At 71.5% G+C, this 11,583-nt stretch carries 11 protein-coding genes; 8 read left to right on the top strand and 3 right to left on the bottom strand.

Going from position 1 to position 11,583, the window contains the following annotated elements:
* The first annotated feature begins 143 nt into the window (after window positions 1-143).
* Complete coding sequence (mfd, locus tag ACFVYS_RS24675; RefSeq protein WP_389505237.1) at window positions 144-3,677, top strand: transcription-repair coupling factor; 3,534 nt, start codon at window positions 144-146, stop codon at window positions 3,675-3,677.
* 88 nt (window positions 3,678-3,765) lie between these two features.
* Here the strand turns inward: mfd and ACFVYS_RS24670 are convergent, their stop codons facing one another.
* Entirely contained in the window at window positions 3,766-4,329 is a 564-nt protein-coding gene (locus ACFVYS_RS24670) for a TetR/AcrR family transcriptional regulator (protein WP_389505235.1), read from the bottom strand.
* 108 nt (window positions 4,330-4,437) lie between these two features.
* Here ACFVYS_RS24670 and ACFVYS_RS24665 point away from each other — a divergent pair, with 108 nt between their 5' ends.
* Window positions 4,438-5,379: a hypothetical protein gene (locus ACFVYS_RS24665; RefSeq protein ID WP_389505233.1), complete on the top strand. Its 942-nt coding sequence runs from the start codon at window positions 4,438-4,440 to the stop codon at window positions 5,377-5,379.
* Window positions 5,380-5,518: 139 nt separating this feature from the next.
* Here ACFVYS_RS24665 and ACFVYS_RS24660 read toward each other — a convergent pair whose 3' ends face one another.
* Window positions 5,519-5,704, bottom strand: coding sequence for an antitoxin (locus ACFVYS_RS24660; RefSeq protein WP_389505231.1), 186 nt, complete (start codon window positions 5,702-5,704; stop codon window positions 5,519-5,521).
* 188 nt (window positions 5,705-5,892) lie between these two features.
* On the opposite strand from ACFVYS_RS24660, the gene ACFVYS_RS24655 reads away from it, so the two are divergent.
* Both ACFVYS_RS24655 and ACFVYS_RS24650 read left to right on the top strand, forming a co-directional pair.
* A complete protein-coding gene (locus tag ACFVYS_RS24655; RefSeq protein WP_389505229.1) occupies window positions 5,893-6,657 on the top strand; it encodes an HNH endonuclease family protein in 765 nt (254 codons plus the stop codon).
* A 175-nt stretch (window positions 6,658-6,832) separates the two neighbouring features.
* The gene (locus tag ACFVYS_RS24650; RefSeq protein WP_389505227.1) at window positions 6,833-7,576 is read left to right on the top strand and encodes an N-acetyltransferase; all 744 of its coding nucleotides are present in this window, start codon (window positions 6,833-6,835) and stop codon (window positions 7,574-7,576) included.
* Between the two features lie 36 nt (window positions 7,577-7,612).
* On the opposite strand, the gene ACFVYS_RS24645 is transcribed toward ACFVYS_RS24650, so the two are convergent.
* Window positions 7,613-8,002 (bottom strand): hypothetical protein, encoded by a 390-nt coding sequence (locus tag ACFVYS_RS24645; protein WP_389505225.1) that lies wholly within the window; start codon window positions 8,000-8,002, stop codon window positions 7,613-7,615.
* Between the two features lie 281 nt (window positions 8,003-8,283).
* Here ACFVYS_RS24645 and ACFVYS_RS24640 point away from each other — a divergent pair, with 281 nt between their 5' ends.
* The 4 genes from ACFVYS_RS24640 to ACFVYS_RS24625 all read left to right on the top strand — a co-directional run.
* Window positions 8,284-9,114 (top strand): glycoside hydrolase domain-containing protein, encoded by an 831-nt coding sequence (locus tag ACFVYS_RS24640; protein WP_389505281.1) that lies wholly within the window; start codon window positions 8,284-8,286, stop codon window positions 9,112-9,114.
* Window positions 9,115-9,315: 201 nt separating this feature from the next.
* On the top strand, window positions 9,316-9,960 hold the full coding sequence (locus ACFVYS_RS24635; protein ID WP_142264683.1) for a SurA N-terminal domain-containing protein: 645 nt from the start codon (window positions 9,316-9,318) through the stop codon (window positions 9,958-9,960).
* Window positions 9,961-10,039: 79 nt separating this feature from the next.
* The gene (locus ACFVYS_RS24630) at window positions 10,040-11,035 is read left to right on the top strand and encodes a nucleoside triphosphate pyrophosphohydrolase (protein ID WP_389505223.1); all 996 of its coding nucleotides are present in this window, start codon (window positions 10,040-10,042) and stop codon (window positions 11,033-11,035) included.
* Window positions 11,036-11,078: 43 nt separating this feature from the next.
* Window positions 11,079-11,583, top strand: a 505-nt coding sequence (locus tag ACFVYS_RS24625; RefSeq protein ID WP_389505221.1) for a hypothetical protein, incomplete at its 3' end; no start/stop codon positions are given.

The raw sequence follows: 11,583 nt of genomic DNA, 5'->3' as shown, positions 1-11,583 counted from the left end.
CCCGACGAACAACCCCGCCCCGACGTACGCTGGACACCCCCGGCCCGTGACACGCGTCGGGCCCTTCGCGTTGCCCACCCCGGACCCCGGTACGCCCGCCCCCGGACGTACCCCGGCCCCTCGGACGGAAAGCCCAGCCCTCCATGAGCCTGCACGGTCTGCTCGACGCCGTCGTCAAGGACACCGCCCTCGCGGAAGCGATCCCCGCGGCCGCCGACGGCAACCGCATGCACGTCGACCTGGTCGGCCCCCCGGCGGCCCGCCCCTTCGCCATCGCCGCCCTCGCCCGCGAGACCGGCCGCACGGTCCTCGCGGTGACGGCCACCGGGCGCGAGGCCGAGGACCTGGCCGCCGCCCTGCGCTCGCTGCTCCCACCGGACGGCGTGGTGGAGTACCCCTCCTGGGAGACGCTCCCGCACGAGCGCCTCAGCCCGCGCAGCGACACCGTCGGCCGCCGCCTCGCCATCCTGCGCCGGCTGGCCCACCCGCGCCCCGACGACCCGGAGACCGGCCGGGTCTCGGTCGTCGTGGCGCCGGTCCGCTCGGTACTCCAGCCGCAGGTCAAGGGCCTCGGTGACCTGGAACCGGTGGCTCTGCGCTCGGGCCAGACCGCTGACCTGAACGACATCGTCCATGCCCTCGCGGCAGCCGCCTACGCGCGCGTGGAACTCGTCGAGAAGCGCGGCGAGTTCGCCGTGCGGGGCGGCATCCTGGACGTGTTCCCGCCCACCGAGGAACACCCCCTGCGCGTCGAGTTCTGGGGCGACGACGTGGAGGAGATCCGCTACTTCAAGGTCGCCGACCAGCGCTCCCTGGAAGTCGCCGAACACGGTGTGTGGGCCCCGCCGTGCCGTGAACTCCTGTTGACGGAAGACGTGCGCTCGCGTGCGCGTGCCCTCGCCGAGGAACATCCCGAGCTGGGCGACCTGCTCGGCAGGATCGCCGAGGGCATCGCCGTCGAGGGCATGGAGTCCCTGGCCCCGGTGCTGGTCGACGACATGGAGCTGCTGATCGACGTCCTGCCCAAGGGCGCGATGGCCGTCGTCTGCGACCCGGAGCGGGTACGCACGCGTGCCACCGACCTCGTGGCGACGTCCCAGGAGTTCCTCCAGGCGTCCTGGGCGGCCACCGCCGGCGGCGGCGAGGCACCCATCGACGTCGGCGCGGCCTCCCTGTGGTCCATCGCGGACGTCCGTGACCACGCGCGCGAGCTGGACATGATGTGGTGGTCGGTGTCGCCGTTCGCGGCCGACGAGGAACTGGACGCCGGCACCCTGAAGCTCGGCATGCACGCCCCCGAGACCTACCGGGGCGACACCGCGAAGGCGCTGGCCGACACCAAGGGCTGGCTGGCCGACGGCTGGCGGGTCGCCTTCGTCACCGAGGCGCACGGCCCGGCGGCCCGCACGGTCGAGGTGCTCGGCGGCGAAGGAGTCGCGGCCCGCCTCGACGCGGACCTGACCGAACTGAGTCCCTCCGTCGTCCACGTCTCCTGCGGCTCGATCGACTACGGCTTCGTCGACCCGGCGCTCCGTCTCGCGGTGCTCACGGAGACCGACCTGTCCGGCCAGAAGGCGGCCGGCAAGGACGGCGCGCGCATGCCCGCACGCCGCAGGAAGACCATCGATCCGCTCACCCTGGAGGCGGGCGACTACATCGTCCACGAGCAGCACGGCGTGGGCCGCTACATCGAGATGGTGCAGCGCACGGTCCAGGGCGCCACACGCGAGTACCTGGTGGTGGAGTACGCGCCCGCCAAGCGCGGCCAGCCCGGCGACCGTCTCTACATCCCGACCGACCAGCTGGAGCAGATCACCAAGTACGTCGGCGGCGAGGCACCCACGCTGCACCGGCTCGGCGGCGCCGACTGGACGAAGACCAAGGCGCGTGCGAAGAAGGCGGTCAAGGAGATCGCCGCCGACCTGATCAAGCTGTACAGCGCGCGGATGGCGGCCCCCGGTCACGCCTTCGGCACGGACACCCCCTGGCAGCGCGAACTGGAGGACGCCTTCCCCTACGCGGAGACGCCCGACCAGCTCACGACCATCGCCGAGGTCAAGGACGACATGGAGAAGACGGTCCCGATGGACCGCCTGATCTGCGGTGACGTCGGCTACGGCAAGACGGAGATCGCCGTCCGGGCCGCCTTCAAGGCCGTCCAGGACGGCAAGCAGGTCGCCGTCCTGGTGCCCACCACCCTCCTCGTGCAGCAGCACTTCGGCACGTTCAGCGAGCGGTACGCGCAGTTCCCGGTCAACGTCAGGGCGCTCTCCCGCTTCCAGACGGACACGGAGGCCAAGGCCACCCTGGAGGGGCTGCACGAGGGCGCGGTGGACATCGTCATCGGCACCCACCGGCTGTTCTCCTCCGAGACGAAGTTCAAGGACCTCGGCCTGGTCATCGTCGACGAGGAACAGCGCTTCGGCGTCGAGCACAAGGAGCAGCTGAAGAAGCTGCGCGCGAACGTGGACGTCCTGACGATGTCGGCGACCCCGATCCCCAGGACGCTGGAGATGGCGGTGACGGGCATCCGCGAGATGTCGACGATCACCACGCCCCCGGAGGAGCGCCACCCGGTGCTCACCTTCGTCGGCCCCTACGAGCAGAAGCAGATCGGCGCCGCCATCCGCCGCGAACTGCTGCGTGAGGGCCAGGTGTTCTACATCCACAACCGGGTCGAGTCGATCGACCGCGCGGCGGCGAAACTGCGCGAGATCGTGCCCGAGGCGCGCATCGCCACCGCCCACGGCCAGATGTCGGAGACGGCGCTGGAGCAGGTGGTGGTCGACTTCTGGGAGAAGAAGTTCGATGTGCTCGTCTCGACGACGATCGTCGAGTCCGGCATCGACATCTCCAACGCGAACACGCTGATCGTGGAGCGCGGCGACACCTTCGGCCTGTCCCAGCTGCACCAGCTGCGCGGCCGGGTCGGACGAGGGCGCGAGCGCGGCTACGCCTACTTCCTCTACCCCCCGGAGAAGCCCCTCACGGAGACCGCCCACGAGCGTCTCGCCACCATCGCCCAGCACACCGAGATGGGCGCGGGCATGTACGTGGCGATGAAGGACCTGGAGATCCGGGGCGCCGGAAACCTGCTCGGCGGCGAACAGTCCGGTCACATCGCGGGGGTCGGCTTCGACCTGTACGTCCGCATGGTCGGCGAGGCCGTGGCGGACTACCGGCGTCAGCTGGAGTCCGGCGGGGTCGAGGAGGAGCCGCCGCTCGAGGTCAAGATCGAGCTGCCCGTCGACGCGCACGTCCCGCACGACTACGCGCCCGGCGAGCGGCTGCGCCTCCAGGCCTACCGGGCCATCGCCTCCGCCAACTCGGAGGAGGACGTCAAGGCGGTCCGCGAGGAACTCGTCGACCGCTACGGCAAGTTGCCGGAACCGGTGGAGAACCTGCTGCTGGTGGCGGGGCTGCGGATGCTGGCACGCGCGTGTGGCGTCGGCGAGATCGTGCTCCAGGGCGCCAACATCCGCTTCGCGCCGGTGGAGTTGCGCGAGTCCCAGGAGCTGCGCCTCAAGCGGCTCTACCCCGGGACCGTCCTCAAGCCGGCCGCGCACCAGATCCTGGTGCCCCGTCCGAAGACCGCGAAGGTCGGCGGCAAGCCGCTGGTCGGACGCGAACTGCTGGGCTGGGTGGGCGAGCTGCTGGCGACGGTGCTGGGGTCGTAGGTCGCAGGCCGCGGTCGCAGGCGGCGTGCGGGGGACGCGGCCGTCCTCGGGCCACCGGTCGGATCCGTCCGCCGGTGGCCTGCCGGGTTCAGGCCGAAGGGAACAGCACCATCGGCAGCGCGCGGAGTACCTCCTCGGGGTCCTCGTCGCCCAGGAGGCCGTCGAGGTTGTGGCCGAGCAGGAGGGTGGCGAAGCCGTGGGCCAGGGACCAGACGGCGATACGGGCCAGCCGGGCGTCCGTGCCGTCCCCGGCGGGTGCGGTGGTGGCGATGGCGTCGGCCAGGGCGGCGGCCGACAGAGCACGGGCCGTGGTCAGCTCCAGGTCGTCGGCGCGCAGCAGCTCGGGCGAGAACATCACCTGGAAGTGCGCCGGGTGTTCGCGCGCGAAGCGGACGTAGCGCACGCCCGAGTCCCGTAGATCCGTCGCCTCCGCCAGCGCGGTGGCCAGCAGCCCGTGCCCCTCCGCCGCGATCGCCGTCAACAGGCCCGTGCGGTCCCGGAAGTGGTGGGCCGGCGCCGCGTGCGAGACACCGGCGCGGCGGGCGAGGTCGCGCAGGCTCAGCCCGGTGGGGCCGTCGGTGGCGATGACGTCGAGGGCGGCGGCCAGGATGGCGCGCCGCAGGTCACCGTGGTGGTAGGGGCGGTCGCTCATGGACAGCAGCGTACGCGGTATCTAGGCATTGACAAGTTCGCGAGGCTCGGGCAATCTAGTCAGTGTCAAGTTGTGGCCGATGTCCGAACGCGACGAGGGGGAGACGTCATGTCCGAGAATCACGAGCACCAGGCAAGCGAACAGGCCGAACAGGCCGAGCGGTTCGGACCGGGCGAGCGGGGCGAACAGGTCGCGCCGGCGCAGGCGCGCAGGCTCTGGCATCTGCTGGAGCCGCTGCACGCGGTGGTGTACTACGCGCCCGAGGTCTTCGAGGAGGCGGGCGCGCTCGGCTACGCGACCGAGGACCGCTGGGGGAGCTACTTCCCGTTCCGGGCCGCCCCGTTGGGCCCGGTGAGTGTCGAGGCGGTGACCTCCGCCTTCTACAGTTTCCAGCCCGGCATGGTCGCCCGGTACGTCGAGGACGCCTGGAAGGTTGCCACCCCCGAAGCGGCTTTGGCGGCGCGACGCAGAGGCATCGACCGGCTGTACCGCAGGCTGTTCGGTGACCTGGTGGACAGTCCCGGGCTGGCCGAGGCCGCCGCTCTCGCCCGCCGCGCCGCCGAGGCGGCCGTCACGGCGGGGCGCCCGCTCGCCGCGGCCAACGCCGCGCTGGAGTGGCCGAGGGAGCCCCACCTCCAGCTCTGGCAGGCGGCGACCGTCCTGCGCGAGCACCGCGGCGACGGGCATCTCGCCGCCCTGCTGCTCGCCGGCCTCGACCCGGTCGAGGCGCTGGTGTCCTTCGCCGCGATAGGCGCCGCGTCCGTCGAGCGCTTCGAAAGCCGCGGCTGGACCCGCGAGGAGTGGGCGGCGGCGCGCGAGCGGCTGACGGCCAGGGGCCTGCTCGAGCCGGACGGTGCGGCGACGGAAGCGGGCCGTGACCTGCGCCGCCTGGTCGAGGAGGACACCGACCGGCTGGCACTCGGCCCCTGGCAGGCCCTCGGCCCGCAATGCACCGAACGCCTGGCCGCGCTCCTCGGCGACTACTGGGTCGCGGTGCTGGGATCCGGGCTGCTGCCCTCGGAGTCGACGCTCGGCATCGGCAGGGTGTGAGCGTCGCCGCCGCTCCACCGGGGAGAGGAGGAGGGGGCAGGGCGAAGCCGCCCGCGGCGGGCTCGCTCCGCGCGGACGGCCTCATGTGCCGGGTGATGTCGGTGGCTCGGCCCCATGAGTCTTCGGGCCGGGCTGCGGGCTAGGGCTGGTCGGGCCGTTCCTCGTCCATGCCGAGCCGCTCGTGCAGCTTCTGCTGCCCGGAGTCGACCTGGGACTCGTACTTGTTGCCCGTCCTCTCGTTCGCCTTCTGCTCCGCGGAGTCGGACATGTTCCTGGCCTTGTCCTGTGCCGCCTTGTGGCTCTTGAACCTGTCGAGGATGCCCATCCAGAGCTCCTTCCGGAGGTGACTCTCCACCGACGATATTCCCGACAAGTACGAGATGCCCACTTGAGTCGGGGTGGTCTGGACCTCCCGACTGCCCCCGGGCGCCCCCCCGCTACCGTGTGTGGCAGTCCCCGTCAGGGGAAAGCGCCCTGTGCGGGGTGGCATCGGGCAGGCAAGGGGAGGGGCGCGTGAAGCGTCTGAGGGGTGGGGCGGCGGTCGCCGCCGTGCTGATGTGTGCCGTTTCGGTGGCCGGATGCAAGGAGCAGGTCACCGGCTCGGACTCCGGTTCCGGTGCGGGTGCGGGTTCCGGTGGTGCGGGAGCGACGGCGGGCGATGGAGCGGGGAGCGGCGGAGCGGCTCTCGCGGCGGCCGAGTCGCTGGCCGTGAAGGGGCGGGCACCCAAGACCGGCTACGACCGGGAGAAGTTCGGCTCCGCCTGGGCGGACACGGACTCCAACTCCTGCGACACCCGTGACGACATACTCAAGCGCGACCTGGAGGAGGTGAAGTTCACCGGCGGCGTGTGCAAGGTGTCCTACGGCGTGCTGGAGTCGGACCCGTACTCCGGGAAGGACGTGACGTACCGGCGTGGCAGCAGCAAGGTCGACATCGACCACGTGGTCGCCCTGTCCGACGCCTGGCAGAAGGGCGCCAAATACTGGGACGCCGGCAAGCGCATCGCTCTCGCCAACGATCCGCTCAACCTCCTGGCCGTCGACGCGAGCACCAACCGCTCCAAGGGCGACGGCGACACGGCGACCTGGCTGCCACCCAACAAGGCCTACCGGTGCACGTACGTGGCGGCGCAGGTCGCCGTGAAGAAGAAGTACGAACTGTGGGTCACCGCGGCGGAGAAGTCCGCGATGGAGAAGGTCCTGGAGACCTGCCCCGCCCAGAAACTCCCCACCGGGGGCAACCCCACGAAGGCACCGGAGCGTTTCCACGCGGGGTGAGCGGAACGGCAGACCGGCGGCGGCCCTACGGCGGCCTCAGGGAGGCCTCGGGGAGGCCCTGCGGCGACCGAAGTCGCGAGGTCCCCGGAGCGTCTGAGGCTGCCCAGGTCCCCGAAGCACCCGAGGCCGCCGAAATCCAGTCCCGCCCGCTCGGCTCCTCGCCTACCGTGACCGTATGGAACTGAAGGTGTCCAGCCTCGCCGACCGTCCCGACATGCTCGGCCCGGTCCAGGACATGCCCGACACCTGGCCGGAGTTCGCGACTCAGGACCCGGTGGGCAACGCGCACTACGGCCGGATCCCCGTCGAGTTCCCGGAGTACGTGCTGTTCGCGCAGGACGAGCGGGGGCAGGTCGTCGCCCATGCCTACAGCGTGCCGTTCGCCCTGCACGCCGACGGCCGGGGCGGGTTGCCCGCGCGGGGCTGGGACCAGGTGCTCGTCTGGGCCTTCGCCGATCAGCGGAGCGGGACGCGGCCCGACACGGTGAGCGCGATCTCCATCGTCATCGCCCCGCACGCGCAGGGCCTCGGCCTGTCCGGGCGGATGCTCGCGGCGATGCGGGACAGTGCCCGGGCGAAGGGCTTCACCGAGGTCGTGGCCCCGGTCCGGCCGAACGCCAAGCACCTGGAGCCGCGCACTCCGATCGAGGAGTACGCGCACCGGGTACGGGAGGACGGGCTGCCGTACGACCCGTGGCTGCGGGTGCACGCCCGGGCGGGCGCGAGCATCGAGCGGGTCGCGCCGGCGTCGATGACGGTGGCGGGTTCGCTGGCGGAGTGGCGTCGCTGGACCGGGCTGCCCTTCGACATGCAGGGCGACGTCGAGGTGCCCGGCGCGCTGGTCCCCGTACGGTGCGAACCGGAGCGGGACTACGCGGTGTACGTCGAGCCCAACGTGTGGATGCGGCACCCGCTCTGAGGTGGTGCCGCGCCCGAAGTCCCTGACGCGCGGCGGTTACCGCCCGTACGGATACCCCTGCTGATACGGCTGGCCCTGAGGGGCCATGGCCCCTGCGTACGCAGGCTGGACGGCCGGGATCTTCTTGTCGAACACCGCGCTCAGCAGCAGCACCGTCGCCGTCAGCAGGGTCACCAGGATGGCGATGCCGAAGAGCGCGTCCCCGTCGCCGTCGGGCGTGATCACCGCCCACGGCAGGATCGCGCACTCGTACAGCGCGAACGAGCCGAAGGCCACCCAGTCCGAGGAGAGGCCGCGGCGGGTCGCCACGTACAGGAAGGGCACCCAGACCAGGAAGCCCAGCGAGACCCACACCAGGGCCACCCAGGCGAGCCGCTGGAACCAGCCGGCCGTCAGCTGTCTCTCCGCGCCCGCCCCGGTCGGCATCGTCGGCATTGTCATGTCGCCCCCCAAGTCACCAGAGGCCAAGGGTAGGACACGGACAGGCTGCCGCAGGGCATCGCTTCTTTACTGTGACATGAGTGAATCTTGTGCCTATGGGGGGCCTGCGTTTCCCGATCGGTGACGGGCCGCGGGTTACCGTGCGTTCCGTTCAGGTGCTGGACGTCGAGCCGAGGCCGTATCGTCGCACCGAATCAGGGGACTTCAGCCAGACACGACCGTGCGCGGCGACAGCGCCGTACGCGAAGATGAACGATGGGGTGGGGATGGCCGAGCACCGGCAGTCCAGAAAGCGCAGATACATCACGTGGGGCGTGGCCGGCGCGGCCGTCCTCGCGGGGGCCGGGATAGCGGCGCAGACCTCGATGGCGGCCACCACCTGGCCCGCCCAGAAGACGTACACCGGCCGCGCCTTCGACGCCTGCACCGCGCCCTCGTCGGCCGCGATGAAGGCCTGGAAGACCGACGGCTACTACGGGGGTGCCGCCGTCTACGTCGGCGGCAAGAACCGCGGCTGCGCGCAGCCCAACCTGACCGCTTCCTGGGTGAAGTCGGTCAACACGGCCGGCTGGAAGCTGATCCCGATCTACGTGGGCGCCCAGCCGTCCTGCCAGACCGGCTCCAGCCCCGAGAAGCTCACCGCCGCCACGGCCGCCTCCCTCGGCGCGACCGACGGCGCCGACGCGGTCGCCAAGTCCGCGGCGCTCGGCATGAAGGCCGGCAGCCCGATCTACCTCGACATGGAGCCCTACGACATCACCGACAAGGCGTGCAACGACGCCGTGTTGACGTATGTGCGCTCCTTCACCAAGACGCTGCGCGCCAAGACGTACCGGGCCGGCTACTACGGCTTCAGCAGTTCCAGCGCCAAGGCGATCGCCACCGCGACGAACAAGACGGACCTGCCGGGCAACCTCTGGTACGCCCTGTGGGACAAGAAGGACACCACGACCACCGACTGGCCGTGGGGCGCCACCCAGTACACCGCCCACAGCCGTGGTCACCAGTACATGGTGAACAGCAAGGAGACCCGCGGCGGCTACACGATCACCGTGGACCGCGACGCGTGGGACGCGCCGGTCGCCATCGTCGGCTGAACCGGATCGTCCCCGTGAGGGGTGCCCCGCGCGCGGGGGGCTGAGCCCTCGCACCGAAGAGCGGGCGACGAGCGGGCGCGGCGGTGCCCGAAGTCCTGGTGAATCGTTGGTCGAATGGGTTGGCCCCAGCCGCCCCACTGCCTACCATCGATCACCGCAAGACTTTGTGCACCGTCGCACAATCTCCTCGGGAGGTTTCCCTTGCACCGCCGTCGTCGCACCGCGCTCCTGCTGTCCGCCGCGATCGTGGCGGCCCCTCTCCTCGCCGCCTGCGGGAACGACGCGCATCCCGGCGCGGCGGCCGTCGTCGGCGACCAGCGGATCACCGTCGCGCAACTGGAGAGCCGGGTGAACGAGGTGCGCACGGCCCAGCGGGCCGCGGTCACCGACGACGCCCAGTACGCGCAGGCCGTCGCCCAGACCGGTTCACTCGCCCGCGACACCCTGCACGGCATGGTCCTCGACAAGGTGCTGCACCGCGCCGCCGAGGACGCGGGTATCACCGTCAGCCGCCGGGAGGTCCAGGAGATGCGGGCCGGCCTGGAACAGCAGGCGGGTGGCGCGAAGGGCCTGGAGACGGCGTGGCTCCAGCAGTACGGCATTCCGCCGCAGCGTCTCGACGAGAACCTCCGCCTCCAGCTGGAGGCCCAGAAACTCGCCACCGAACTCGGCACCAACACCAGCCAGCCCGCCTTCTGGAACGCGCTGTCCAAGGCGTCCAAGGCGCTCGACGTGGATCTCAACCCGCGCTACGGGAACTGGGACGCGCAGAAGGTCGCACGCGTCGACGCGAAGACGCCCTGGGTACGGGAGATCTCGGCGGCCGGGACGCAGCAGACGACGTGATCGTGTGATCGTACGACCGGGCGGTCCTTCCTGTGGATAACTCGCGGGGCCGCTGACGGGCGTGGGTTACGTTCGGGGTGTGAACGCCATCAGCTCCGCCGCTGCCCACACCACGGCCGACGCCCCCGGCCGCGTCGTCCTGCTCACCACCAGCCACCGCGTCGCCCCCGGCCTGCTGTCCTGGCCCGCCTGGCAGGCCCTGCGCACGGCGGACCGGGTGCTGTGCGCGGACGGCGCGCATCCGCAGCTGCCCTATCTGCGGGACGCGGGCGTCACCGTCGAGGAGACCTCGCCGACCGCCGAGGAACTGCTCGCCGCCTGCGCCGACGGCCGCACGGTCGTGGTCGTGGCCACCGGTGAGGGCGAACCGGCCCTCACCGACGGCCTGGCCCGCCTGGCCGGCTCCGGCCGCGTGTCCATGCCCGACCTGGAACTGCTCCCCGCCTCCTACGACCTCCCCGGCGCCCGGCTCCTCGACCTCGTCCAGGTCATGGACCGGATCCGCGCCGAATGCCCGTGGTCCTCCCGGCAGACCCACCAGGGCCTGGCGAAGTACGCGGTCGAGGAGTCGTACGAACTGGTCGAGGCGATCGAGGACGGCGACCACGACGAACTCCGCGAGGAACTGGGCGACGTCCTGCTCCAGGTCGTCTTCCACGCCCGCATCGCCGAGGAGGACGAGGAGTCCCCGTTCTCCGTCGACGACGTCGCGGGCACGATCGTCGCCAAGCTCATCCACCGCCACCCCCATGTCTTCGGCGACGCCACGGCCACCACCCCGGAGGAAGTGAAGGAGCACTGGCTGCGCACGAAGGCGGCGGAGAAGCGGCGGGAGTCGGTGACCGACGGCATTCCCCTCCACCAGCCCGGCCTGGCCCTCGCGGCGAAGCTGGTGTCCCGGGCCCGCACGGCACGGCTGGAGGTACCGCTGCCGACGGCCGAGGGCATCGGCTACGAACTGCTGGCCCTGGCGGCGAGAGCCGAGTCGGAGGGCGTCGACCCGGAGGCGGCCCTGCGCGCGGCGGCCCGGGCGTACCGGGACGCGATCCGGGGTGTCGAGGGGGTCGAGGGTTAGTACGGTGAGCTTCTGATCCGGTTCGTGGGGTGCGGGGGCTTGTATGGAACGGGAGTCGGAGGAGCTGGCGGCCTGGGCCGCGGGGGTGCTCAACCGGGGGCTGCTGTCGGAGAACCGGGAGGAGATCCGGCGGGCGTTCGTCGAGTGGTTCGTGCGACACGGGGGACCCGGCTCGGTTCCGGCACAGATCACCTCTCCGCTGGACGGCTCCGACGGCTCCGAGGCGACGCTCGTCGAGGTCGAGGGCCGGCACATCGAGGCCTGGCTCCTGTCCGGGAAGGAAGGAGCGCTCACCGAGCTGTTCGAGCTGATCGACCGCTTCGAGCAGACTCCATGGCCGCCCGAGCCCACTGCCCATCGCGCCGATCCCACCGCCCGGCACGCCGATCCCACTGCCCATCGCGCCGATCCCCCTGCGGGGTCCTCCGAGTCCGCTCGCCAGGGGTTCGGGCCCACTGCCCGGCTCCCCGATCCCGCTGCCGTGTCCTCCGAGCGCACTGCCCGGCTCCCCGATCCCGCTGCCGTGTCCTCCGAGCGCACTGCCCGGC

The organism is Streptomyces sp. NPDC058295 (assembly GCF_042880655.1).
GTDB lineage: Bacteria > Actinomycetota > Actinomycetes > Streptomycetales > Streptomycetaceae > Streptomyces > Streptomyces coriariae.
Note: the sequence above shows the minus strand (reverse complement) of the source record. Positions and strands in the feature narration are given on the sequence as shown.